The organism is Thioclava sp. F28-4 (genome assembly GCF_002020045.1).
GTDB classification, from domain to species: Bacteria; Pseudomonadota; Alphaproteobacteria; order Rhodobacterales; family Rhodobacteraceae; genus Thioclava; species Thioclava sediminum.
The window spans coordinates 1-25,253 of sequence record NZ_MPZQ01000018.1 but is presented as its reverse complement, the minus strand read 5'-3'; the positions used below and the strand labels follow the sequence as shown (position 1 = coordinate 25,253).

Here is a 25,253-nt window from a genome sequence, read left to right as displayed (position 1 = left end):
TCCTCCCCAAATCAGCGGCAGATTTTCTGCCCTCCGCGAGCCTGGCACAGGCATCCCTAACGCAAGGTTAACTTCACAACGGACAACCTAAGCGCGCACGTTTTCGCGCAGGCTCGCCTTGTCTGATTGACTTTCCGCGCCCGATCCCTCAGCCAATACGGGCGTAATCCGATTGAACAGAAAGCCCTTTCATGACCGATCAAAGCCCGGCTCGCGCGTGGCATGTGGCCCAGTTCAAGCCCAACAGCGCCGCGATCGCCCGGCGTAATCTGGAGCGGCAGCGGTTCGAAATTTTCCTGCCGATGGTCGAGACGACGCATCGCCAGTCGGGCAAGTTCGTGACCCGCAGTGCGCCGCTCTTTCCGGGCTATCTCTTTGTGCGCGAACAGGAGAAATCGGCGCGTCTGGGCGCGGTGAACGGCACGCAGGGGATCACGCGGCTCGTGGCGCTCGCGGGGCGCCCGACACCGGTTTCCGATGCGATGATCGAGGCGCTGCGTGCGCGCTGCGACGCGGAGGACCAGCTGCAGCCGCTGCCGGAATACGCGCCCGGCGACGAGGTCACGCTGGCGACCGGCCCCTTCGCGGATTTCGTGGCCACGGTCGAAAAGGTCGATGCCGAGAAACGGGTCTGGCTGCTGCTGGATTTCATGGGCCGCGAGACCCGGATCAAGGCGACGTCCGAAGCCTTGATCTGAGGCTCTCAATTACCGCGACAACCTAGCCTTTGTGCTGCTCATACGCGGCCAAGGCGCGCGCGCGCCCCTCTTTCAGATCGATCAGCCGCTCGGGGTAATCCTGATCCGACGACAGTTGCCAAATCTCTGGGATCGCTTCGAAATAATCCGTCGCCGTCTCGGGCGGGTTGGCCTGTCCCTCGGCGATGAAGTCCTTCCGGTAACGCCCGTCCTTGTCGAATTTCTCGAGCTGCGTCTCCGGGTTGAACACACGAAAATAGGGCGTCGCATCCGGCCCAGGCCCGGCCACCCATTGCCAGCCCATCGCGTTGCTCGCCGGGTCCCAATCGATCAGGCAATCCTCGAACCAGCGCAAGCCCACCCGCCAATCGGTCATCAGGTGCTTGCTGAGATAGGAGGCCACGATCATCCGCGCGCGGTTGTGCATCGTGCCGGTGACATACATCTCGCGCATCGCCGCATCGACGAAGGGCTCCCCGGTCATGCCGCGCCGCCATGCCTCGGCGTCGTTATTGTCGCGCCGCCAGTCGAAGCCGTTCCATTCCTCGCGCCAATTGCGCTCGGCCATGTCGGGCCAGTGGAAGAACAGATGCCACGCGAATTCGCGCCAGACGAGCTCCTTCAGGAAGGTCTCGGCGCCTTGATTGCCCTCGCTCATGTAGCGATACCCGGCGTGCCAGATCGTGCGCGGAGAAATCTCGCCATAGGTCAGGTTTTCCGACAGACCCGAGGTGCCGCCCGAGGCGGGCACGTCGCGCTGCGTCTTGTAGTCCGAGAGGCGATCGCGCAGGAAATTCGACAGACGCGACTGCGCGGCACGCTCGCCGACATTCACATGCTTCGCCACGATGGCCGCGCCGCGCCGCATCGCCGCGCCCATCTTCCAGCCGTCCAGCTTTTCGCTTTTCGGCCAGTTATTTGGAGCACGAAGCTCAGACACTGTCTTAACTTCCGGCGGGATGTCCGTGCCCTTCACCGCGTTCCAATAGGGCGTATAGACCTTGTAGGGCCCACCCGTTTTCGTCTCGACGGTCCACGGCTCGAACAAGAGATGACCGGTGAAACTTTTGGCCTCGATACCCTCCTCGGAAAGCGTGGATTTCACCTCCGTATCGGTCTCCCGGCCCGGCTTGTCATAGCGGCGCGACCAGTAGACCGCGCCCGCCCCCGTCTCCTCGATCAAGGTGCGCAGGACCTTCAGCGGCGCGCCTTTCCGCAGGATCAGCTGCGAGCCTTTCTCCGCGAGGCTGTCCGCGAATACCTCCACAGCAAGACCGAGCCGCCATTTCGCCGCCGCCCCCAAGGCTTCGACCTGATCGTCATGGATGAAGACCGGGATCACCGGGGCACCGGTCTTCGCGGCCGCCGCCATCGCCTCGTGATCGTGGAATCGAAAGTCGCGCCGCAGCCATAACAGGACGGGGGTGTCACTCATGCTCGTCTCCTTTGCCTCCCTTTCCCTACGCGCCGCGCCCGATCCGGTTCAGTCGCGCCCAAATTTTCCGCAACGCCCCTCCGCGTCGAGGCTTTTCCACACTTTGCCGCAGGGCTCCTGCCTATCTGCCGTGCAAATGCCTCTTGCGAGGGCGAAAAAGCCGCTCTAGCGTTTTCACAAAACGAACACAAAACAGGGAATATGCAATGAAGACTTCTGCTCTCCTTCTGGCGGGGATTGCCGTGGCCGCGCTGAGCGCCCCGGCCCGTGCCGCCGATCCGGACCTGACCATCTTCGATTGGGCCGGTTTCGAAATCCCCGGCCTCTTCCAGCCCTATATCGATAAATACGGCGACAGCCCGACCTACGCTTTCTTCGGCGATGACGACGAGGCCTATCAGAAACTCGCCTCGGGCTTCAAAGCAGACGCGGCGCATCCCTGTTCGCAGATGATCTCGAAATACAAGGATGCCGGGCTGATCGAACCGTGGGACGTCTCGAAGATCCCGGAGTTCAAGAATATCGACCCCAAGTATCTGAATTCGAAGATCTTCGTCGATGACGACAAGAACGTCTGGTATCTGCCGACCGACTGGGGCGCGACCGCGATCGCTTACAACCCCAACAAGGTCCCGGCCGAAGATGTGGCGAGCCTCAATGTCTTCATCAATCCGAAATATGCGGGTCGCACTTCGCTGCCCGACAGCTCGGACGATGTCTGGGCGCTGGCCTATCTCGCGACCGGCGTGACCGACTGGACCAATGTCACCGACGAACAGTTCCAGGCCGCCGCCGACTGGCTGCGTGAAGCCAACAAGAACGTGCAATCCTATTGGACCGACCCCTCGCAGCAGGCGCAGCTGATGGCCTCGGGCGAAGTGCTGGTCGCGTGGTCATGGAATGACGGCGTCGCCTATCTGCAGGACGACAACTACCCGGTCGCCTTCCAGCGCGAGGCGAAAGAGGGCTCGTCGACCTGGTTCTGCGGTTTCGTGAACCTCAAGGACGGTCCCGGCTCGGAAGAGAAGCTTTACGATTTCATGAACGCATGGCTTCGCCCCGAGGCGGGCCCGGTTCTCGTCGACGAGATCGGCTACGGTCACACCAACACCGAAGCGATGAAGCTGATCCCGCCGGAACAGCTGGAAACGGCGGGCCTGACCGAGATCAACGCGCCGATCCTCGCCCAGACGCCGAACTCGCCGGAACTGCGCGAAAAGCAGCTCGCCGAGTTCGAGAAAATCAAGGCTGGCTTCTGATCACTGCGCCGAATAGATCACAGCGAAGGGCCGCGTCTGACGCGGCCCTTTTTAATTGCCCCTGCTGCGCTAGCTGCGTGCAACCGACCATTTGAGACAGACCATGATACTCGACTCAGCCATTATCCTTCTCGCCCTGATCGTCCTTGCCGCAATGTTCCTGCCCCAACTGCGCGACCGCCCGAAATGGCGCGCGATGGTGACGCCGTTGGCCTCGATCATCGGCTCGGGGTTTCTGGTGCTGGGGCCGATCCTAGAGGTGCGCTACGGCAGCTTCGCCCCGCTCGCGATGGCGGCTTTGTGCGGTCTGGGATGGTTTTTCGGTGCGGCCGTGCGCGCCAACATCCGCGCCGAGGAGGTGCCCGACACCGCCGTGATCAAACGTATCGAAGAGGTGGCGCAGCTGGCGCTCGCCTTCGCTTATGTCATCTCGGTCGCCTATTACCTCAATCTGTTCGGAGCCTTCGCCGTCTCGCTCACGCCGTGGAACACGGATTTCGCGGCACGCGCGGTAACCACGGCAATGCTCGCCATCGTCGCCATCGCCGGGTTCTCCGGCGGGTTCAAACGGCTCGAGCAAATGGAATATGCTTCGGTCGCGCTCAAGCTCGCGATCATCGCCGGTCTGATCCTCGGGCTGGCGGTCTATTTCGGCAAGGTGGCCGTCGCCGGCGATCTGGTGGTCGATGCACCGACGCTGGGCCCGTGGGACTCGCTGCGACTGCTCTTCGGCCTGATCGTGACCGTTCAAGGGTTCGAGACCGCGCGCTATCTGGGCAAGAGCTACGATGCCGACACCCGGGTCGCCGCGATGAAATGGGCGCAGATGCTCGCGACGGCGATCTACATGGTCTATATCGCGCTGCTGGCTTACATCTTCACGCCCAACGCCCATAACCTGACCGAGACCGCGATCATCGACATGATGCGCGTCGTCGCTCCGATCCTGCCCGCGATGCTGGTGGCCGCAGCGCTGGCGGCGCAATTTTCCGCCGCCGTGGCCGATACCGGGGGCGCGGGCGGCCTGATCGCGGAGTTTTCGCGCGGGAAGATCCCGCAAAAAGCGGCCTATCCGGTGTTGATCGGCGCAGGCATCGCGCTGACCTGGACGACCGATCTGTTCCAGATCATCTCCTACGCGTCGCGCGCCTTCGCGGGCTATTACACGCTGCAAGCGGTGCTCGCCGCGCTGCAGACCGAGGGCACGAAGCGCTACGCGTTCTGGTCGCTCGCTGCTTTGGGGGTGGCGATCACGCTTCTTGGCATTCCGGCCGAAGGCGACTGATCGGCGGGGCCATCGCGGCTCAACTCTCGGAAAGCGCCTGCGCATGCAGCCGTACATCGAGCGCGTAGTAATCGCCGATGAAGCCGCGAATATCGTCTGTAAGGAACGCCTCATAGGGCGGCGTGCGCGCGCCCATCCACTCCCCCGGAAGCGCATCGGAGAGATTATGGGACGACCGCCCGCGCGCCTTTTGCGCGGCATTGGTCAGCCCCAACCGGATGTCGCGAAGCTCCTCCGGCAAGCGATCGCGCATGAAATTCTCGAAACTCTCGATCTTCTCCAGCGCGAACAGCCGGTCCCAGCGCCGATTTTGCAGGTAGCTCCATTGTGCGGCCCAATGGCTGTCCTGCACCTCGCGCGCGGTCGCGTTGATGTAGAAACAGAGCTGGCGAAAGCTCAATCCGCGTTCGATCATCTCCCGGTCTGAATCGCCCCCGCGCGCGAAAAACGCATAGACCGGGCGCGTATGATGCAGCACCGAGTCCTGCATTCGGTTGCGCCCGAACTTGTCGCAGTAACAGCTGACCAACCGGTCGACGGGATCGCGCAGCAGCGCGACCGAGACCCAGTCCCGCGCATGATCGACGCGGTCGCGCGCGGCGAAAGCCCAATGGCGCGCCTGCATCCGGCTTTGCCCGGAATCGAGCCAGTAATGCGACATGCCGGGTTCGGGCCTTCCGTCGCCCACAAGCCGCAGCGCCCAATCCTTGACCGACGTATTGGCGACCTTCGCGATCGGACAGAACACCACGCGCGCAGGTGCGATATACAGCATCGCGCCATCATATTGGCTGCGATCGTGATCGCGCAGCAGCCGCGCCTTGCGGAGATATTCCTCCGATCCCCGCAACTCTCGCTCGACATCGGCCACGCTCGCGCGCCGCTCCTTCAACGCGCTCTGCGCCCCCTCTTTCGCCGGGCGTCCGAGATAGGTCTGGAACAAGGTGTCTATCGCGACCGGAGTGGCCTGCGTCTGCGCGGCGAGATCGGGATCGGCAAAGGCGACGCGGTGCGGCGGTAAATCTTTCATGCGGCGAGACTTTCATAACGGGAGATCAGTGGCGCGAGCTGCGCGGGCCAGCCATATTGCGCCACCTCTTCTGGGCGGCGCTCCGAGCCGATCGCGCCGGTCATGGCATCGCGCAGCAGGCGGCGGAACTGCTCCGGGTCGTCTGCGACATGCACGCCGCTGAGGCGTTCCGCCTCTTCGAACCCGCGCATCGCGGGGCGCATCGCGACCACTGGTTTGCACGACAAAAGCGCCTCGGCGGTCTTGAGATTGGTGCCGCCGCCCTCGGTGATCGGCAGGCATATGGCGCGGGCGTGATGCAGAAGACCGGTGAGGGCTTCTTCCGCCACCACACCCAGGGGCGCGACGAATTCCGCATTCATCTGCGCATAGCGGCGGAAGCGGTCGTCGGCGGTGATCAGATGGGTCATGCCGCCTGCCACGGCGAGGCGGTTACGCGGTGGCAGGAAGCCGGGAATTTCGCCGAAAGACGCCCAATAGCCGCGCGCGTTCGGCGGATGGGCGGAGCCCGCGACAAGCGCGTAGGGTCCGTCGAGCGGCGCGGACGGGACCGTTTCGGGATCTGGCGCCCAGCAGCCGTTTGGCGCGACAACGACCTCTGTCGCACCCGGCAGACCGGCAAAATGGCGCGCGTCAGCCTCACAGACGGCGATGGTGAGATCGGCCCTCGCTACGAGCGCGGCCTCGAGCGCCTCAGCCTCCGCGCGCCAATGCGGATCGATCAGCGCGGCCTCGACATTATGCGCGGAATAGCTCAGCCGGGCGCGGCGCAAGACCGGATCGCGGTCCAACGCCTCGGCGAATAGCGGATAGAGCCACGGATGTTCGAACTGCACCGCATCGGGGGCGAAATCGCGCAGTTCCCTGATCAACCCTTCGATCAGCGGACGATCTTTGAGCGTGTCGGAGATATGAAGATCCTCGCGGCGCTGCGGATCGTGGAGACGCGAAAGCAACGCCTCCGGCACCGCCGTGCGGCGCTCATCGGGCGAGCCGTCGGGATAGCCGCGCGTCGAGTAGATCGGGACGTAGCGAAAGATGTGGCCCGCCGCGCGCGCCTGCCGGGCGATGGCCGCGACCCGGCGCTGGCCGCCATGCAGCGGGCGGTGGATCGGGTAATGACCGAAAGCTGCGATCTTCATGCGGCATCCTCGCGATAGGGGATCGGCTGGCGCCTCTGCTGGGTCCATGCAGGGTCACGCGTGGAGGTGTCATCGCCGGCCGCGTCGAACCCGGCGGTGAGCGCCTCTCGAAAATCGGCCCATCGATGCGGCGTGAACCGCTCCGCTTGCGCACAGGCCGCGCGATAGGCTGCCTCGTCCTCCATCAGCGCCTCGGCCCGGGCAAGCCACCGCTCGCCCTCGAGAAGCCCGATCGCCTCCGCGCAGCCCTCCGCCGCCTCGATCAAGGCGGGCGCATCCGATGTCAGACAGGGTTTGCCATGCAAAAGCGACTCGACAACTGGTAGCCCCCAACCCTCGTAATGGGACGGGTAGATCGTGTAGCGGCAATGCGCATAGAGCGCCTGCAACTCGGCGTCGTCGACATCATCGAGGATGCGGATCGCGCCATGCGGCAAGCCGGGGTCCGCGCGCACCATGTCAAGCAGCGGGCCGATCGACCAGCCGGGCTGCCCGACCCAGACCAGCGGCATGATATGGTCGCGGCGCGCAGCCAGTTCGCGCCAGAGCCGATAGGTGAAATCATGGTTCTTGCGCGGCTCCTGCGTGCCGACCATCAAAACGTAGCCCCCAGGCTCCAGATCGCGATGTGCGAAGAGCCCCGCGAGATCGGTGGCGGGCGCGGTCTCGCGCAGCGCGTCCGCGCCAAGCGTCACGACGCGCACTTTCTCCGGTTGCAACTCGGGATAGCCGCAGCTGGCGGCATGGACGAGCAGATCGCGCCGCGTCACCTCTGAATTCGTCCAGACCCGATCCACGCCCCAGAGCATCCAATGCAGCGCGGGCGGAAAGGTCTTGCGCGTCGTGGGTTCGGCGACATGCCCCCAAAGGATCGGGATCAGGTCATGGATGTAGTAGCTCAGCCGCCACCCATGAGCGGCCCGCATCTCATAGGCGGCCCGGTAGCGCGCATCGCCCCAGAACCCACCGGCAGAGACATACTCGCCCACCTCTTCCGGCGCGATCCGATTTCGATCCGCGCAGATCTGGTCGTGGACCGTATGCACCAGCCCGTAATGCGCCCGGTGATTGAGAGCATCGAGCGCCCGGATGCGCGGGGCGATCCCCGGCGCGACCCGTTCCAGAGCCACGAGCCCTTGGCGCATCAGGGCATATTCCTCACCGCTCAACCGCAACAACTCCTCCGCCACGGCACTCTCCCGGCGCACGCGGGTCTCGGCCTCGTCGTATCGCCCGCCCTGCCCGACAGCCCGCATCCGGCGCCGGGCGCGCCAGAAAAACCGTCCGATCCGCGCCCAGGAGCGCCAGCGCCGCCGCGCGGTGAGCGCGCGTGACGGCGCCTCCGGCTGACAACCGTTGCGGAAGATCACCTCCTCGAAGATCGCCTTCGGGATGCGATAGAACCCGCCGCGCGCCGCGTCATAGATCGCGGGTACCGCGCGCGCCCCAAACCTGGCCGCAAACGCCCGCCAGACCTCGTGCTCCACCCGCAAGATGCCCATCGGCCGCCAATGGCGGAACTGATAGCTTGTGCTGAGATCGATCAAGATCGTCTTGTCGCTCATCGCGCCCCTCCTTGGCCAGTTCTTGGCCCGACTCGAGCTATAACGCGCGGCAAGTTCACGTCCGGTTAATGCGCATCAGGCGCGCGCGACGCCTTGAAGCGCCCCGATCTTCCCCCTATATTCCAAGACGTTCCCGGCAACGGGGACTATGGGCATAAACGCGCATGAAATAAGCGGATCGGACCCGGGGGCGGTACCCGGCGGCTCCACCAATCAACCCTCGTTGGGGGAGAATGGGGCCGAAATAGGATCGACGAACGTGTAAAGATGTTTGCTTTGTCCCGGTGAGCTACCACCGTTATCGGTGCGATTTGTACAGTTGCCAACGACAACCGTGCTCCGGTCGCTCTGGCTGCGTAAGCAGCTCGGGTAACCGAAACTTAACTCCTTGCGCTTAGCCGCGTAAGGCGGGGCCCGCAGGAGCCTTGCAACAGAATCCTGCACTTTCCCCCCTCTTCTTTCGATGCGACCGACGTTAACCGGTTTGAAATCCGTACCTGCCATGGTGCCCCCAGGACCGACGGGAAACGGAGAGGCGCGATGTCCCGGCTTGCGAGGATCGAAACGTGGCTCCATGCCGTATGGGGCGAAGGGCGGCTGGACGAGGTCGACGGGTTGTTCGATGCCGAGGCGCAGACCAACGGGCTGATGCCGGGGCTCGAATTGCGACCGCAGGAGTTTCGCGAGCTGGTTCCGGCCCTGCGCGCCCATCTGCAGGACATCAAGATCACCGTGCTGCGCCATGTCGAGACGGAGGATTGGCTTTGGACGCTTCTGAAAATCGCCGGAAAATCCGCACACTCGGCGCGCGCGGTGGAATTCACCGGGCAACTGACGATGCGGTTTCGCGGCGACAGGATCGTGGAGGCGTATAATAATTACGATGTGATCGCACTCTTCGAGGCGTTGGAGATGATGCCGCGCGACACCGTCGCGCTCTGCCTGTCGGGCGAAGTGCTGGGATAGGCGCCGCCCCCGCGAGGTTCTCCCCAAGGTTGCGCGAGATCCGATTCCGGCTCACCCGGCACATGCCCTCGACGTCAGCCTTCGCGCCACTCTGCCCGCCTTGCGGCCCGCCACGAATCCCCTATGCTGAGCCCGAGAAGAAAGGGACCCGGCCATGACGCAATCCATTGATTACGGCAACCTGATGCATCACGCGATGCGCGGGCTGATCCAGACAGTGCTGAGCGACATCGCAGCCAATGGCCTGCCCGGCGAGCACCACTTCTTCATCACCTTCGACACCCGTCATCCCGATGCCGAGCTGGCCGATTGGCTGCGCGAGCGCTACCCCGAAGAAATGACCATCGTCATCCAGAACTGGTATGACAATTTCGAAGTGGGCGATGACGGGTTCTCGATCACGCTGAATTTCGGCAATTCGCCCGAACCGCTCTACGTGCCGCTCGACGCGATCACCACCTTCGTCGACCCTTCCGTCGAATTCGGCCTGCGTTTCGAGACGCAGGAATATGACGAAGACGACGAGATCGAAGAGGATGAGCTGGCCGAGGAAGAAGAGGCCGCCCCCGCCGAACGTGGCGAGGCCGAGGTCGTCAGCCTCGATCAATTCCGCAAGTAACCCGGTGGCTTCGAAGCCTCTGGACCGCGAAACTCTCCTCTCGCTCTATCACGGCTATCTTGACTGCTTGAACGCTCAGGACTGGGCGCGTCTCGGCGATTTCGTGCATCCCGAGGTCACGCATAACGCGCGCCCGCTCGGCCTCGCAGGCTATCGCGAGATGCTCGAGGGGGACCATCGTGCGATCCCCGACCTGCACTTCCGCGCAGAAACGCTCGTGGCCGATCCGCCGGTGATCGCCGCCCGGCTGCATTTCGACTGCACGCCTGTGGGAATGCTCTTCGATCTGCCGGTGAACGGCCGCCGCGTGACCTTCGACGAACATGTCTTTTATCGCGTCACCGATGGCCGCATCCGCGAGGTGCATTCCCTGATCGACCGGGATGCGATCGCCGCACAGATCTGAGAGCCACCCCAAGTATACCTCCGTATACCGTTGCAAAATCCCTCAGCGCGCCCTATCAGTGCGAGCGAAAGATTGCGCGCAATCATGGAGGCCCAGATGACCGCGACCCGCACCGAGACCGACAGCTTCGGCCCGCTTGAAGTTCCCGCCGACAAATATTGGGGCGCGCAGACGCAGCGCTCGATCATGAACTTCCCGATCGGCTGGGAGCGCCAGCCCGTCCCGATCATCCGCGCCCTCGGCGTGATCAAGAAAGCCTGCGCGATGGCCAACAAGGCGCAGGGCAAAATGGACGCGAAGATCGCCGATGCGATCATCGAGGCCGCGGGCGAAGTCATCGAAGGCAAGTTCGACGACAACTTCCCGCTGGTGGTCTGGCAGACCGGCTCGGGCACGCAGTCGAACATGAACGCCAACGAGGTGATCTCGAACCGCGCGATCGAAATCCTCGGCGGCGAGATGGGTTCGAAAGACCCGGTCCACCCGAACGATCACTGCAATATGGGGCAGTCCTCGAACGACACCTTCCCGACCGCGATGCATGTCGGGATCGCGATGCAGGCACGTGACGTTCTGCTGCCGGGTCTGCGCAAGTTGCACGCGGCGCTGGAAGCCAAGTCCGAGGATTTCAAGGACATCATCAAGATCGGCCGCACCCATACGCAGGACGCGACGCCGCTGACGCTTGGTCAGGAATTCTCCGGCTACGCCCATCAGGTGAAGAAGGGGATCGAACGCGTCGAAGCCTGCCTCGGCGACATCTACGAACTGGCCCAAGGCGGCACCGCCGTCGGCACCGGTCTGAACACGCAAGTGGGCTGGGCCGAGACGGTCGCGGCGAACATGGCCGAGATCACCGACCTGCCCTTCGTCACCGCACCGAACAAGTTCGAAGCGCTCGCCGCGCATGATGCGATGGTGATGTTCTCGGGCGCGCTGAAGACCGTGGCCGCTTCGCTCTTCAAGATCGCCAACGACATCCGCCTGCTGGGCTCGGGCCCGCGCTGCGGTCTGGGCGAGCTGATCCTGCCGGAAAACGAGCCGGGCTCCTCGATCATGCCGGGCAAGGTGAACCCGACGCAGGCCGAAGCGCTGACCATGGTCTGCGCGCATGTGATGGGCAACGATGCCGCCGTCGGTTTCGCGGGCTCGCAGGGTCATTTCGAGCTCAACGTCTACAACCCGATGATGAGCTACAACGTGCTGCAATCGATGCAGCTTCTGGGCGACAGCGCCTCGGCCTTCACCGACAACATGGTCGCGGGCATCGAGGCCAACGAGCCGCGCATCGAGAAGCTGCTGCACGAGTCGCTGATGCTGGTCACCGCGCTTGCGCCGACCATCGGTTACGACAACGCGACCAAGGTTGCGAAGACCGCGCATAAGAACGGGACCACGCTGAAGGAAGAAGCGATCAAGCTTGGCTTCGTCGACGAGGAAACCTTCGACAAGGTTGTGCGCCCCGAGCAGATGATCGGCCCGAAAGCCTGATCCAAGCTCCCATGAATAACGAAGGGCGGCCCCGGTGGCCGCCCTTTTGCATTTGGGGCTCCGCGCGCCCCTTCGCTCTTGCTCAAATATCCCGGGGTGAATGCCGCAGGCAGAGGGGCAGCGCCCCCGCCCGACCCGCAGCTCTCAGGCCAGATGAAGATGCACGCGGCGGTTCATCTTGCCCTTCTTCTCGATCTTTCCGATCCTGAGGGCGCCGATCTCGCCGGTCGAGGCGACATGCGTGCCGCCGCAGGGCTGCAGGTCGATCCGGTCCGCCTCGTCGCCGATTGCCACGAGACGCACCCAGCCCTGACCTTTGGGCGGCGCGACCGAGAGCGTCTTGACCAGATCGGGCTGCGCCTCGAGCTCGGCATCGGTAATCCAATGCTCGACCACCTTGAGGTCCCGCGCGATCCAGTCGTTCAACTGACGCTCGATTGCCTCCAGATCCTCGGGCCGCTCCGGCATATCGAAATCAAGCCGTCCCTTTTCAGAGCCGATCTGCCCACCCGTCACCGGCAGCGGGATCGCGACCGACAGCAGGTGCAGCGCGGTGTGGACGCGCATGTGACGGTGGCGACGCTCCCAGTCGAGATGTTGCTGGACCTGTGCGCCGACGGGCGGCAGCGGCTGGGGCTCCGCCGGGACCAGGATCACCGCACCGGGCGCACCGGGCTCGGCCTTCACCGCCGTCGCGATCTCGATCTCGCCGCCATCCCAGACCAGTTTGCCACTGTCGCCGGGCTGACCACCGCCGGTCGGGTAGAAGATCGAATCCGCGCAATAGATGCCGCCTTCGTCGGTCAGGCCGGTCACCCGGACCTCGAGATCGCGGGCATAGGGGTGAATGCGGTAGCTCTGCTGCTGCGGCTGTTTAGCGGTCTCCGGCATCGGCCTCTCCGTCTGAAGTGTCTTGGCGCTGCTCCTCCATCCCCTCGGGCCCTTCACCGGGCTGGGGCTTGCCGTAATCGGCGCGGGTGACGGGGTGCTTGGTGTCGCTGTCGTCTTCGCCTGGGTCCGCAGAAGACTTCTCCTTGTCTGCATCCGCGTCCTCTTCGGCCTGCTCCTCCTTGGGACGCAGAACCTCGGGGTTGCGCAGCCACACGTCGCGCTGTGCGAAGGGAATCTCGATCCCGGCCTCGGCGAAGCGCTGGTTGATTTCGTGGTTCATCTCGCTCTGGACGCGCAGGATGAAGTTCACGTCGGACAAGATCACGCGCACCTCGAAATCGAGGCTGTCCGCGCCGAAGCCTTTGAACATCACGACCGGCTCGGGGTTCATCATCACCAGCGACTGGTTCGCGGCCACCTCGTGCAGGATCTTCTCGACCTTGCGGGTGTCGGTACCATAGGCCACGCCCACCGGCACGATCAGGCGGCCCGTGACATTGCCGCGCGTCCAGTTCGTCACCTGCCCGGAGATCAGGTCCGCATTGGGCACGATGACTTCGGTTCGGTCGAAAGTCTCGATCCGGGTGGAGCGCACGGAGATCGCCTTCACGATTCCCATCTGGCCATTGACCTCGATCCAGTCGCCCTCGGAGATCGGGCGCTCGATCAGCAGGATGATGCCCGAGACGAAGTTCTGCACGATCGTCTGCAGACCGAAACCGACACCGACCGAGAGCGCACCGGCGACGATGGCGAGCGAACTGAGGTCGATCCCGGCCGAAGAGATCGCGATTATCGCGGCGAGGAAGATCCCGAGATAGCCAAGGCCCGAGACGATGGCATTCTGGCCGCCCTTGTCGATCTTCGTCTTCGGCAGCAGCGAGGTCTTCAGCGCCCCTTGCAGGAGCCGCGTGACCATCAGGCCGATCACGAAGACGATCGCGAAGGTCAGGAAGATGCCGGGCGAGATCGTGACGCCGCTGACCGAGATGCCGTTCTGGAACCGCGTCCACATCTCGGCCAGATCGGCCGGACGCGCGCCCCAGATCAGCGCCGCGGGCGGCATGGCAAGCAGGCCCAGCAGGAAGCCGATCAGCGCCGGGATCAGGGAGTCGCGGCCGTCATCCTCGCGCCGGGTGACCAGCACGTAGACATCGGTGAAGAACTGGTTGAGCACCAGGACCAGCGCGATCAGCCCCAGCGTCAGTATGGTCGGGAAGATCAGCGCATTGGCGGCGTTGATATAGCCGATCCCGCCCAGAACCGGCGCGACCACCGCGACGCCAATCAGCGCATTGCCGAGCGCGCCGACAAGACGGTCGCGAAACGCGCCTTCCTCGCTCCCGGAGGTCTCGTTGCGCAGGTGGCGGCGCAGCAGCTGGCCGAAGCGGAACAGTGCAATCGCGGCAAGGACCTGCAGCGGGAAGACCAGCACGCCGAAGCCTGCATCGAGCGTATGCCCCGCCGCGTCAATCTCCTTGGCCGTTTTCGCGCCGCCCTCGATTACGTCCTGCCCGCGCGCGACCAGCCAGTCGCCGAACGGGCCCTGAATCGCCGCAAGCACGGCGAGCGTGATCGTCAACACCCGGCCTTCGCGGCGGCGCTCGCTCTGCAAGGTAAAGGGCGTGATCTGCCTGTCGTTGCGCGGGAAGATGCGCCCCGAGAGCCAGAAGGCCACGAAAGCCGCACTCAGGACCACCCCGATGACGAGCAACAATTCCATCCAGCGCGCGCCGAACAACGCCGTCTGGACCAGCGCCGCTTCCAGCAGCGCGATCCCTGCGATCGGCAGCAACAGCTGGCCCAGCGAGACGATGAAATCGATCACCCGCTGGGCATTGCGCGCAAGCCGCGCCTCCAGCGCATCGGCGAGCTTGTCGATCCAGATCCGTCCGCGCAGCACCAGCAGGAGCGCCACCAGCAAGAGCCCGACGATCGCGGGCGCATTGTTGCGCGCATTGGCATAGGGATCATTTTGATTGAGTTGCTGCCCCATCTCCGTGGCGAGATCGGAGGTCAGCCCGGTGAGGACTTTCACCCCCTCGGGCCAGTTGATCGGATTGAGCGGCGAGGGCGTCAGCCGCAGGAGCTTGTCGGTCTGGCGCGCGCGCAGCACCTGATCGATATTGGCGACGATGGAATCCGCGCGGCTGGCGGCCTCGGTCGCGCGCAGCGCTGGCGCCTGTAGCTTTGCCAGCTCGTCATTGAGCTTCTTGCGCCGGTCGGCAATCGCCTGATCCTCGCTCTCGCCCTCCTTCGGTGGGGGCCCGAGCGCCTCAATCTGCGCCTTCACGGTCGAGATCTGGCTGGCGTTGATATCCTCGGCCGCCTTGAACTTCTCGCGCCAGTTGACGACCTCCTGCCGGATCTTGTCGAAGGCCGGGCGTTGGGCCTGATCGGCCTGCACCATCTTTTCGGCTTCGGTCGCGGTCTGTTCCCACGCCTTGTAATCGGGCGTTTCGGGGCTTTGCGCGAAACCAATCGCGGGGAGCGCCAGCGCGACGGCCAGCAAGAGCAGACGCGCCAGACGCAGGATCATCCCTCGAAGACCTCCGGCATCTCACGCGGAACCCGGTCGAGCCATTCCGGCACCGGCAAGCCCTTGCCCTTGAGGAAGTCGGGGTTGAACAGTTTCGACTGGTAGCGGTTGCCGTAATCGCACAGCACCGTCACGATCGTGTGGCCCGGCCCCATCTCGCGCGCCATGTGCATCGCGCCCGCGATATTGATCCCCGAGGAGCCGCCAAGGCAGAGGCCTTCTTCCTGCAGCAGGTCGAAGACCACCGGCAGCGCCTCGCTATCGGGGATGTTGAAGCTCATATCCGGGGTGAAGCCCTCGAGATTGGCGGTGATGCGCCCCTGCCCGATGCCTTCGGTAATCGAGGAACCCTCGGATTTGAACTCGCCGGTCGTGTAATAGCTGTGCAGCGCCGCGCCGTCGGGATCGGCGAGACCGATCTTCACGCCCTTGGCCTGCAGCGCCATGCCGGTGCCTGCGAGCGTGCCGCCAGAGCCCACCGCGCAGATGAAGCCGTCGACCTTGCCGCCGGTCTGATCCCAGATTTCGGGGCCGGTCGTCTCGATATGGGCCTGCCGGTTCGCGGTATTGTCGAACTGGTTCGCCCAGATCGCGCCATGCGGATCGGTCTTGGCCAGCTCCTTCGCGAGCCGCTCGGAATAGCGCACGTAGTTGTTCGGATTGCGATAGGGCGCGGCCGGAACCTGCACCAGTTCGGCCCCCGCCAGCCGCAGCATGTCCTTCTTTTCCTGGCTCTGCGTCTCGGGGATCACGATCACCGCCCGGAAGCCCATCGAGGCACCCACGAGCGCGAGACCGATGCCGGTATTACCCGCCGTGCCTTCGACGATTGTGCCGCCGGGCGCAAGCTCGCCGCGCTGGATCGCGTCACGGATGATGAACAGCGCTGCGCGGTCTTTCACCGATTGGCCGGGATTGAGGAATTCCGCCTTGCCGAGGATCGTGCAGCCGGTCTCTTCCGATGCCTTCCTGAGCTTGATGAGCGGGGTATTTCCCACCGCCGACGCCAGATCGCTGCAGATACGCATCGCGCATTCCTCCCGTATCGAGTAACCCCCAACGGGGCCGTTGAAATCAGACTTAGGACGCGGCGCGCGCCACCTCAACCCCGCGATTACGCGACGCCAGCCATCCGCTGCAGTGCGGCGCGCTGCCCGGCGAGCCAGAGCGCGAGCACGACCAGCGGCGCATTGCCCGCCTCGCCGGTCGCAACCAGCGTCATCAAGCGCTCGAACGGCACCAGATGCGCGCGGATATCTTCGTGCTCATCGGCCTTGCCGCCAAGCTGTGCGGCCTCGTCGGGCAGATCGGCAATCCCGATATAGGAATAGACGAATTCGCTTTTCGCGCCGGGCGACGGGTAGTAGCGCGGGGCCTCGATCAGGCGCGCAATCGTGATCCCGGCCTCCTCGCCCGCCTCGCGCAGCGCCGCCTCTTCGGGTGTCTCGCCGGGATCGACCCGGCCCGCGATCGCCTCGATCATCCACGGGTTCGGCTCGCCGCGCGCGAGTGGCCCGGTGCGGATCTGTTCGATCAGCATCACCCGGTCGCGCACCGGATCGTATGGCAGCACGACGCTCGCATCGCCCGAGACGAAGGCCGCCCGGTCGAGCTTGGCACTCATCCCGCCGACGAACAGCCGATGTTCCAGCTTGTAGTCCTCGACCGCGAAAAACTTCGCATAAGCAGTCTGTTGCGCGTCGATCTTGATGTCGCCTTCATGCAGATCCCGCCGCAAATGCTGCGCCATCGGGGCCGCGCGCGCACGCAAGGTAGACGCCGCGCGCACGAGGATCGCGTGATAGCGCGCATTGGCGGCGTCGGGCCCCACGGCCTGCGCCTCGGCAATGAAAAGCCGCGCGGCCTCGGTCTTCAGCGCGGCCCATTTCGGCGCCCAGTCTCCGAGGGTCCACGCATCGCCCACGTCCCAGCGTCCCACCTTCGGCAGCCAAAGCTTCGCCTCACGCGGCCCCGATCCGGTCTCGAGTTCTCGGATCTCGGCATCGTAGCCGTCCTCGTACCACGCGATGCGCTCGGCCTCGGCCTCGGTCAGATCGGCGACGACGCCGCGCGTCTCGGCCCCCGGTGTCGCGATCAGGATCGGAAAGCCCAAGCCCTGCCCCTCGCGGCAGGCCTCATGCGGGGCAAAGCCCTCCAGCCGCGCCGGAACGAGCTGCGGCACACGTCCGATGACCGCCTCCAGCAGAGGCGGATGACACAGCGTGCCGTAAAAGAAATGTCGTTGCATGACCGTCCCCGCAGCTTGGCACATCATGCGCCACAACCTGCAAGGCAGGCGCGCGATGTCAAGCGGAGGGTGTGATGGGTTTCGCGCTCAGCGCCCGTAGCGGCGATGCGCAAACTCCGACAGAAGCCCCGCACCCATCGCGCCCAGCCCCAGCGTCACGACCGGCATGATCCCGAGCGACGCGACCCCGATCGCGGTGCCCTGCCCGATGACGTCGGTCACGGCGGAGAGCACATCGTCATAGCGCATGCGCAGCGCAAGTTTCAGCATCTGCATCACACCGAGGAAGGCGAAGGTCCACAGCAGGACGTAAAGACCGCCGCGCAGCCCGTCATTGATTGCGTCGACCCAGCGGCGCCCGGCGGAAACCCCGACCACGCGCCAGCCGAACAGCAGCCCGAACGAGCCCATGATCAGCCACAATTCCTTCGCCCCGTCGGTCCCGGCGGGAATCGCGGGCATGATCTGCTGCGCGGCGAAGAACCCGGTCGCCCCAAGCGCCAGCGCCGCGAAAAGTTTCGCGATCGTAGGGATTTGCGCCTGAGAGTTGCGCACGGCAATTCGGTGCATCATGTCGGACCTCCATCTCGAAACCAAGGAACGGTTTGAGGGTGATCCCCTCTGGTTAACGGGCGATTACGGCGAAACTATGAAAAGTTTACGCTGCGTAATATGCCGTAAAAAAGGCCCGGACCATCGCTGGCCGGGCCTTTCGTGTCTATCGCAATGCGGCGCTGCGCGCCTTAGCCGATCCGGTAGTTCGGGCTCTCGCGGGTGATCGCGACGTCGTGGACGTGGCTATTACTATATATTTATCAAATGCTTACGCGGCTTATGCATCTGTTTTGCATCTAACCAGGCCCGTTCCGATGCAAGACCTTCAAGCCTGAGATCGGTCTTGCAGTGCTTCTGTATCTCTCGCCACCACTCGTTTTCGAGCGTCCGCCGGATCGGATCAAGGTGCTTGAGCTTCGCTCTGAGATAGATGCGCGTCGTCTCGCTACCGTCGTTCTGACGAAGCTGTCGACGCTCTCGCGTGTCGAGAGCTGCTACGTGACCAGCCATCGCAGACAGCGATCTTCCAGGCACTCGCATCTCGAGAAAGTCGATCAAGCTGTGCCTTATCGAATACCAGTTCACTTTGTCTGCCGCTGATCCGAGCGCACTCTTTGCGATGCGGTGTATGATTTGAGTGCCGTTCCGGCCTGTCAGGCCCTGTGCACGAAAGTGAATGAGTTTCCGATCACGGCCCGCAGTCGCCACAGCCTCGGCGACAGCCCACTTCATTGGGCCTGTGACTGGCACGATCGGACGATACTTCGTCGTCTGCCGCATACCGATAGGAAGCATATCCAGCGCATCGAAATCCCATAGGATTTGCTCGGTAGTCATATCGATGCCCCCCCACTTCTTGCGGTGCACCCAAGATCGAGCAGAAGCATGTGCAGATGATGCGGAAATTCGCATGCATCGATGAGAGCACCGATCTCTTCGAACGAAACGTGCCTCCCTTTCGGATCGCGATCGATCGCTGTCCCCCGTCAGCCCCCCCTGGGACATCTGAGTTGATTTTGTAACGGAGGATTTCTGGCTCTTCGTAACCACCAAGGAGTGAAGATGAGACAGAAACCCGGAACAGCGAAGCCGACGGCGGAGTCGATGGTGAAGGACATCCGCCGGCGGACGCGGAAGCATCATTCCGCCGAAGAGAAGATCCACATTGCCCTGGAAGGGCTGCGCGGCGAGGACAGTATTGCCGAGCTCTGCCGGCGCGAGAGGATCGCGACGGGCCTCTATTACGCATGCATTATAAAAACGGCATATCGAAGCGAACCGCTGCGTTTATAGATCAGAAATCGTCTCTGGCTGGGTGCGTTTTTGTGTAATTTGTGAGATCGATCGGATCTGGAATTGGGTGTTCGGCGAGAGCGAGGTCGACACGCTGGATGCACGCCATCCGCTGCTCATCAGTCATGTCCGCTGTCGGCTCGACAGACACGTCATATACATCGCCCCCGGTCGGCTCGAGTGTGTAGCCGAGAGCCGTGAATGCACGGATCGCCTCATATCGAGGCGCGTGCCTTTTGTCGCTCGAGACGCCGGACGTCAGCACAACAACATGAGCAAGCACATTCGGCGGCGTCGTGTAGTTGCACGAGACAGATAGCTGGTGCGGAATTGCAGGGTGCCGAGATCTGAGCCAGAGCGAGACGTCTCGGCGGTCAAGGTGCAGTGTGTTTGTCATTCGAGGAGCATAGCTGAAGGCGACCGAGAGGTGGGATTTTTCCTAATCAGGGGGAAGCTGGTGCCTGCATGGCTTCGGAACCGGGCAGAGCAGCAACGATCACTATAGCGACGGTCTCTGTCATTCTCTTTCTTCACCGTCTTCGAACAGCTCCCAGCCCTGTTGCCGCAATACGACCGCTTCGTGCGCGTCGCGTATCTACACAGCCGCCAGTGCTCGCCTTCACGCCAGACGGTCTTCGTCTCGGTCAGAGGTCGAACCTCGAGCACGGCATCGGTCAGCGGGCCAGTATAGATCAGCGTGCGAGTTGACATAACCGAAAGTGTATCATCCACCGACCGCCGCAGCGAGAGGCACGTTGAGCATGTGCCAAGCACCAGCCGCCAGGGTGGTGCCGTTGGCGAGTTTGACGAGCAGGTGTAGGTTTGCGCAAAGCTTTGCATTCTACCCAAAGTTTTGCGCGATTTGCGCATAAGTTTGCGCGGTCGGAAAAAACGCCGAGATTCGTTAGCCGGAATTTTTTCGATTTTTTTCAGTTAGCGATCAGGAAGTTTTTCCATCTCGCATAGCCAAAGGCTCAAACGCGACTGCTCGCGTCGTTTCCGGTCGTTCGCCAAGCGCCATGCGAACGCGGCGACTTGTTTGTACTCGGAAGTTTGACTCCATCGAACCTGAGCGGACATTCGTTATCCTTTTCGGCGCGGCAGCCCGGCTTCACCGAAGCGGCCATTCGGGACCCGGCGCCGCATTCTCCAAGGGCTGAACGTCGCCTGTGCGGACTTTTCATACCTTCGCTGTACGTGCACCAATGTCTGGTCTGGTGACCCGCTCAACAAACGGTAGTTTTGGTTCGGTGAACGCGCTTCTACACTTTTACTACCCTGTTTGTTCTTCTCACCACACCGGCCCTGTTTTTGAGGTAATGCAGGGTTGTCGGGTAGCTCAGTATCGAAGGCAACTTTTTGAATGACAAATCAGGGTCGAAACGGGCAGTGGCGATTTGCGGACCTGTGCACAGGACCTGATGTTTCGGTCGAAGCCGTGGTTAACCCAGCTTCAGACGATCAGCATGGTTGGGACCACATGCTGGAGATCACACCGCCTCAGAACAATATCGTCCCGGCGGACCTTCAAGCGCATGTCATTTCCTGTTTTGCGCAGATCAAGACAACCCGTGGCAAGAAGGCTGAAACGACAGTCAAGCTTTCAAACGCGGTGAAAGCCGCGAAATCGCCGCTGCCGAGCTTCGTGTTCCTGTTCCACTATAACAAAGCAGGCAAGCCGGTCCTCTACGGCAAGCACATCTGGAAGGACGAAATACGTCATTACCTGAAGCGGGCACGGCAGGCAGGTGACGCGCCTCTCCACAAGAAGACGGTGACGGTGAAGTTCACAGCCGCAGATCGTCTATCGTGCAATCCGGTCGAATGGGTTCTCGCTGTGCTATCGACCTGCGGTGGTGATGCATACACACTGGAGAAGCGCAAATATGTGGATTCCGTCGGCTATGAGACAGAGACGCATACCGGGAATTTCGAGCTTGGTCCGCTGAAATCCCATGCGGACGTGGTGATGCATGAGATCGGTCTGCTCGCCGACCTTCCGGTCACGAACTTCATACTTTTCGATACCCGGTTCGGAATCAAGGCGAGCACTCCGCTACAGGAACTGACCGATGGCAGGGTCAGCTTCACCCAAGAAGGACGTCCGGTCACTGTAAAATTACGATCCAGCAACGACGACGAGATCGAGTTGCCGGGTCTTGCATGGGCACCTTCGATGATACCCTTGGAGCACCCAGAATTCAGGATCAGGGTCAAGGCAGGGCATATCGACATCGTCGCCAGGCCAGGAAACATCGACAACCGCCAGACGACACAACTGAATGTCCAGTTCGACCTTCAGGAAGAGCGGCCATTCATTGAGCAAGCCGGACTGTTGGCACTGATCAACTGGAGTTCGTTCGGTCCGGTCTCTGCGAATGTCGAGGTCGCGCGCGGCCAATTGTTCTGCGCAACGATTAATCTCAATGCACCGCTGGAGTCATGGGCGAAAGAGTGTTGGGTCTGCGCACGCTATTTCCTGAATGTTCTTGGAAGTGAACGCTGCAAGACGACCAGTATTGCTTTGCTCGATTTCTACCGCTTCATGCGGGATTACTTTGCCTTGGCGTCGATTCAAGAGAGCGCTTCGATCCGTTTTGAGGGCCTGTTCGAGTGCGAGATGGCCGAATTCTCGAAGCTGGTGGGCTATGGCTACGGCCAGTTCGGAGACTGGACGTTCGGGGCCATTCATGAGTTCGAGGTGGTCTCGCAGTCACAAGAGGGCGAGAAGTTAATAGTATATCTGACCAAACCAAGAATCGCCCAGAAGTTCGTGTTTGCGAGGCCTTTGGCACAGTCGGTTGAGCACATCGCTCGCGATTTCCAATCGTTTCTTGCTCGCCAGGCCGTGCCAGTTGCGACCTTCGATGACGGCGATCTTTTCGAATGGGGTAGGTCTTACAAACGCAACGGGACAGTAGCGATTCAAGTCCATAATCCGCCAAGGTCAGCGTGACCTAAACGCTCGTCTTTTCGAACATGCGCATACTATCTCATCGGAGGCTACCGAAAACCCCGGTCCAAACTCAGGACCTTGTTGAAAGTTTTGGACCGCCTCCTGACAGCAGACATTCGCTGCGAAGCAGAAATTGTGCACCTTGGTCTCGCAGATGACTTGCGGACCGCAGCAGCCGTCGCTCCCGGCCCTTTGCCGACATTCGCCAGCTTCGGCCCCGCTGCGGCGCAGCTTCCCCAAAGCAGCCATCGGCGGCATCATGCAGCATCATCTGGTGATCCAAGGTCGGCTGTGCGGACCTTTTCGGTCATTCAACTATCGGCTAAATGAACACTATCAACAGTGAGTTACAGGCCCAGTCTTGGCTACTCTCATTTCGTTCGCAGGCTTGCCCGGAACTGGTAAAAGCACAATTTCACGCGCGCTGTCGGTCGTGACAGGGGCCGTATATCTGCGGATTGACGAGATCGACGCCGCGATCTGGACGATTGATCCTGACCGGGACATAGGTCCGGAAAGCTACCATATCGCAGCAGCTCTTGCGGCCTCAAATCTTGATCTGGGGCATACGACAATCATCGATTGCGTAAACCCGTGGGAGATCACACGCGAGATTTTCACGGCTGCCGCAAAGCGGTCCAAGGCGAGTTTTCTTGGCGTTGAAGCCATTTGCTCTGACTCGGTGACGCATCGGGCGAGGGTTGAAGGGCGCGAGATGGATGTGCCCGGCCTCGAAAAGCCTGATTGGCAGAAGGTGCTGTCGCGCGACTACACGCCATGGACTGCGGCAGATGTGAAACTCGACATGGCGAGGCTTTCTGTCTCGGACGCTGTGGCAGAAATCGAGCGGCATCTCTAAGGCAGCTTTGGGATCACCGAAACGGGTATGGAAGACAAGCTCGGATCGTCAGTAAGCCAGCCCTCAAGGACCAGAACGGCAGCGGGATTTTCCGCAGAAACTTGATCGGTAAAGGCATCGACCTGATACATCCGCATGGACAAGCCTCCAATTTGAAGATGTTTCCTCGCTTGTCGAGGAAGCTGCCGGCTCTCCTTGAAGGGCTCCTCACCATATGCGGCAGCACTTTTAGACAATTGCTTCCCGCTTAACCGGCCCGACGCGCCATTCCCACGGAACGGGGTGCCGTCTCCTCGAAACCGAATTTCTCGTAAAGACTGTTCGCCGGAATATCGGCAATTAGGCTGATATAGGCCGAAGCCGGCAGGTGTTCGGTGATAAAGCTGGTCAGCTCGGACATAATCGCCTTGCCGAGGCCTTGTCCCTGATAGCGCGGATCAACGGCGATATCCACAACCTGAACGAAGCATCCCCCATCGCCAATCAGCCTGCCCATGCCGACGGCGGCTCCCTCATGTTCGATAACCACCGCGTATAATGTCCCCGCCAAACCCTTTCCGGCAGCTTCTTCCGAAAAGGCGCTCAGACCGGCAACGGAACGAAGTCTCATGTATTCGGCAACAGACGGCACGCGGGAGACAGTTTCATAGCTAATACGTGTCATGGAACCATCATTCTCTTGGTTCGATATGGTGAATCGCCAATAGTAACGTAGTTCTTTCACCTACGGAGCGCCAGTGATCGAAGGACCCCTACGGGCGGTAGCGGAATTGGCCGCAAGTGCGTCCATGCCTTGGTCCCCCAGCGCTTCCGGCCCCGAGCGGAAATTCGTTGTCCTCGACGGCGCTGCAGCGCGGCTTCACGGAGGCGGGCGTTCGGAACCCGACGCAGCATTCTTCTGGTCTCGATGTCAATTTTGCAGACAATGCGGTCGTCCGCTCCCAGCGCCGCTTGGGGACGAGCGCGTTACGCTTCTGGTGATTGCTGGTGGGCGAGAAGAACCCAGTTTTTGTCGGCCTTTACATATGTGCTGGCGCACAGGGTAACGTAAGGAGCGTCGCCTTCTCTTCGCCCAGTAGCCTTGTAGGCAAGCACAGCTGTATGGCCCAGGCCGGTCTCTGTTTTGTCCTCGAAATCGACAGCTTCCCACCGCGGCCCCTGGTTCAAACCCTCAAGTATTTGTTCGCCCTCGAGAATTCCAACCGGAGATGGAAATACCATTTTGGCATTGGATGCCATCGCGCTTTCGTAGAAATCCGGCCCGTCGAGCCAAAAGCTTTTCTCCATTTCCCAAAGCGTTTCAAAGTTCATTTCTTAGCCTCCCTGAGGAGTTGATACCACGTTCAAGCCGCGAGCACATTCTGGGGCAAGATGGGTTCAAAATGCAAGACCGGGGACCGTCATGTCGATAGCCCTACATCGACGGCTCGTTGTACGAGCAGAACGCGATCTGGTCGAAGTTACGGGAAGATGAGGCCATCAGAAACCTGAGGAGCCCGCTAACGTCAGTAGCGACTGGTTTCTTTTGGAGCCATTAAAATACACCGCGGCGCCGAAAAGCGCCGCGGTGTCTTCGTTTAGGCCTGTGAGCGCTCAGAACTTCGCGTTGAAGGACACCTGCAGCGCGTGGCTCTCATAGTCGCTCGAGAAGGTCCCCGAGATACCGGCATGCAGGCTGGAAGAGAACGTCCCGGTCTTGCTGAGCGGCACGTCGATCCCGACATCCGCCGTCACCCAGTTCATGTCGAAGCCATCGACTGGCGTTGCACTGGACGGCAGCCCGACGAAGGCGGTCTGAACGAGCTGATCGTCGCCGCTGACCTTGTTGTACTTGATCGCGCCGGACAGGGTCGGGGCCTGTGCGCTCGAAGACAGCGCATATTGGCCACGCATCCCGGCGGAGGCGACGGTCACGGTGCCGGATTGATCCCCGACGGATAGGTTCCACGCGCCCGCGCCGGTTTCGTCGAAGCCGTCCACCGAGAGGTGATACATTTCGAGCGAACCCGTCGGGCC

General features: G+C 62.2%; 23 protein-coding genes, 1 other RNA gene and 1 pseudogene. 11 read left to right on the top strand and 14 right to left on the bottom strand.

What is annotated here, in order from left to right:
* Positions 1–191: 191 nt before the first annotated feature.
* On the top strand, positions 192–698 hold the full coding sequence (locus BMI87_RS20125; protein ID WP_078523291.1) for a transcription termination/antitermination protein NusG: 507 nt from the start codon (positions 192–194) through the stop codon (positions 696–698).
* 22 nt (positions 699–720) lie between these two features.
* Here the strand turns inward: BMI87_RS20125 and BMI87_RS20120 are convergent, their stop codons facing one another.
* Complete coding sequence (locus tag BMI87_RS20120) at positions 721–2,133, bottom strand: deoxyribodipyrimidine photo-lyase (RefSeq protein WP_078523290.1); 1,413 nt, start codon at positions 2,131–2,133, stop codon at positions 721–723.
* A 206-nt stretch (positions 2,134–2,339) separates the two neighbouring features.
* Between BMI87_RS20120 and BMI87_RS20115 the strand changes: the two genes are divergently transcribed.
* A complete protein-coding gene (locus tag BMI87_RS20115; RefSeq protein WP_078523289.1) occupies positions 2,340–3,392 on the top strand; it encodes a PotD/PotF family extracellular solute-binding protein in 1,053 nt (350 codons plus the stop codon).
* 103 nt (positions 3,393–3,495) lie between these two features.
* Entirely contained in the window at positions 3,496–4,677 is a 1,182-nt protein-coding gene (locus BMI87_RS20110; RefSeq protein WP_210402499.1) for a hypothetical protein, read from the top strand.
* 19 nt (positions 4,678–4,696) lie between these two features.
* Here the strand turns inward: BMI87_RS20110 and BMI87_RS20105 are convergent, their stop codons facing one another.
* The 3 genes from BMI87_RS20105 to BMI87_RS20095 are packed head-to-tail and all read right to left on the bottom strand — an operon-like array spanning position 4,697 to position 8,414.
* A complete protein-coding gene (locus BMI87_RS20105) occupies positions 4,697–5,707 on the bottom strand; it encodes a sulfotransferase family 2 domain-containing protein (RefSeq protein WP_078523288.1) in 1,011 nt (336 codons plus the stop codon).
* Positions 5,704–6,849: a glycosyltransferase gene (locus BMI87_RS20100; RefSeq protein ID WP_168175251.1), complete on the bottom strand. Its 1,146-nt coding sequence runs from the start codon at positions 6,847–6,849 to the stop codon at positions 5,704–5,706. Before BMI87_RS20100 ends, BMI87_RS20105 begins: the two co-directional genes overlap by 4 nt.
* The gene (locus BMI87_RS20095) at positions 6,846–8,414 is read right to left on the bottom strand and encodes a glycosyltransferase family 1 protein (RefSeq protein ID WP_078523286.1); all 1,569 of its coding nucleotides are present in this window, start codon (positions 8,412–8,414) and stop codon (positions 6,846–6,848) included. The genes BMI87_RS20100 and BMI87_RS20095 overlap by 4 nt, the downstream gene beginning before the upstream one ends.
* 89 nt (positions 8,415–8,503) lie before the next feature.
* Between BMI87_RS20095 and ssrA the strand changes: the two genes are divergently transcribed.
* The 5 genes from ssrA to fumC all read left to right on the top strand — a co-directional run bounded on the left by ssrA (position 8,504) and on the right by fumC (position 11,896).
* Positions 8,504–8,859: a transfer-messenger RNA gene (gene ssrA / locus BMI87_RS20090) on the top strand.
* 95 nt (positions 8,860–8,954) lie between these two features.
* Complete coding sequence (locus tag BMI87_RS20085) at positions 8,955–9,380, top strand: nuclear transport factor 2 family protein (protein ID WP_078523285.1); 426 nt, start codon at positions 8,955–8,957, stop codon at positions 9,378–9,380.
* Between the two features lie 154 nt (positions 9,381–9,534).
* On the top strand, positions 9,535–9,999 hold the full coding sequence (locus BMI87_RS20080; protein ID WP_078523284.1) for an SspB family protein: 465 nt from the start codon (positions 9,535–9,537) through the stop codon (positions 9,997–9,999).
* A 4-nt stretch (positions 10,000–10,003) separates the two neighbouring features.
* A complete protein-coding gene (locus tag BMI87_RS20075) occupies positions 10,004–10,405 on the top strand; it encodes an ester cyclase (RefSeq protein ID WP_246832753.1) in 402 nt (133 codons plus the stop codon).
* 96 nt (positions 10,406–10,501) lie between these two features.
* A complete protein-coding gene (gene fumC, locus BMI87_RS20070; protein WP_078523282.1) occupies positions 10,502–11,896 on the top strand; it encodes a class II fumarate hydratase in 1,395 nt (464 codons plus the stop codon).
* 144 nt (positions 11,897–12,040) lie between these two features.
* Here fumC and BMI87_RS20065 read toward each other — a convergent pair whose 3' ends face one another.
* The 6 genes from BMI87_RS20065 to BMI87_RS20040 form a co-directional block, all read right to left on the bottom strand.
* Positions 12,041–12,787: an alanyl-tRNA editing protein gene (locus BMI87_RS20065; protein WP_078523281.1), complete on the bottom strand. Its 747-nt coding sequence runs from the start codon at positions 12,785–12,787 to the stop codon at positions 12,041–12,043.
* Positions 12,771–15,326, bottom strand: a complete 2,556-nt coding sequence (locus BMI87_RS20060) for a DUF3772 domain-containing protein (protein ID WP_078523280.1) — start codon at positions 15,324–15,326, stop codon at positions 12,771–12,773. The genes BMI87_RS20065 and BMI87_RS20060 overlap by 17 nt, the downstream gene beginning before the upstream one ends.
* Entirely contained in the window at positions 15,323–16,354 is a 1,032-nt protein-coding gene (locus BMI87_RS20055) for a cysteine synthase A (RefSeq protein WP_078523279.1), read from the bottom strand. The genes BMI87_RS20060 and BMI87_RS20055 overlap by 4 nt, the downstream gene beginning before the upstream one ends.
* A gap of 86 nt (positions 16,355–16,440) precedes the next feature.
* Positions 16,441–17,574, bottom strand: a complete 1,134-nt coding sequence (locus BMI87_RS20050; RefSeq protein WP_168175250.1) for an NUDIX domain-containing protein — start codon at positions 17,572–17,574, stop codon at positions 16,441–16,443.
* 87 nt (positions 17,575–17,661) lie between these two features.
* Entirely contained in the window at positions 17,662–18,147 is a 486-nt protein-coding gene (locus tag BMI87_RS20045; protein ID WP_078523277.1) for a TrgA family protein, read from the bottom strand.
* Positions 18,148–18,378: 231 nt separating this feature from the next.
* Complete coding sequence (locus BMI87_RS20040) at positions 18,379–18,966, bottom strand: hypothetical protein (RefSeq protein ID WP_078523276.1); 588 nt, start codon at positions 18,964–18,966, stop codon at positions 18,379–18,381.
* Between the two features lie 225 nt (positions 18,967–19,191).
* On the opposite strand from BMI87_RS20040, the pseudogene BMI87_RS20035 reads away from it, so the two are divergent.
* The 3 genes and pseudogenes from BMI87_RS20035 to BMI87_RS20020 all read left to right on the top strand — a co-directional run.
* A pseudogene (locus BMI87_RS20035) lies at positions 19,192–19,374 on the top strand (IS3 family transposase); the annotation flags it as partial.
* A gap of 1,411 nt (positions 19,375–20,785) precedes the next feature.
* Positions 20,786–22,378 (top strand): hypothetical protein, encoded by a 1,593-nt coding sequence (locus BMI87_RS20025; RefSeq protein ID WP_078523274.1) that lies wholly within the window; start codon positions 20,786–20,788, stop codon positions 22,376–22,378.
* Between the two features lie 361 nt (positions 22,379–22,739).
* Positions 22,740–23,237, top strand: coding sequence for an AAA family ATPase (locus BMI87_RS20020; RefSeq protein ID WP_078523273.1), 498 nt, complete (start codon positions 22,740–22,742; stop codon positions 23,235–23,237).
* Here BMI87_RS20020 and BMI87_RS22695 read toward each other — a convergent pair.
* The 4 genes from BMI87_RS22695 to BMI87_RS20005 all read right to left on the bottom strand — a co-directional run.
* The gene (locus BMI87_RS22695) at positions 23,234–23,374 is read right to left on the bottom strand and encodes a PhzF family phenazine biosynthesis protein (RefSeq protein ID WP_210402498.1); all 141 of its coding nucleotides are present in this window, start codon (positions 23,372–23,374) and stop codon (positions 23,234–23,236) included. The two genes, BMI87_RS20020 and BMI87_RS22695, sit on opposite strands and share 4 nt — an antisense overlap.
* Positions 23,375–23,484: 110 nt before the next feature.
* A complete protein-coding gene (locus tag BMI87_RS20015) occupies positions 23,485–23,901 on the bottom strand; it encodes a GNAT family N-acetyltransferase (RefSeq protein ID WP_078523272.1) in 417 nt (138 codons plus the stop codon).
* 302 nt (positions 23,902–24,203) lie between these two features.
* A complete protein-coding gene (locus tag BMI87_RS20010; RefSeq protein ID WP_078523271.1) occupies positions 24,204–24,548 on the bottom strand; it encodes a DUF4440 domain-containing protein in 345 nt (114 codons plus the stop codon).
* Positions 24,549–24,830: 282 nt separating this feature from the next.
* On the bottom strand, positions 24,831–25,253 hold a 423-nt coding region (locus tag BMI87_RS20005), incomplete at its 5' end, for an autotransporter outer membrane beta-barrel domain-containing protein (protein WP_146681704.1).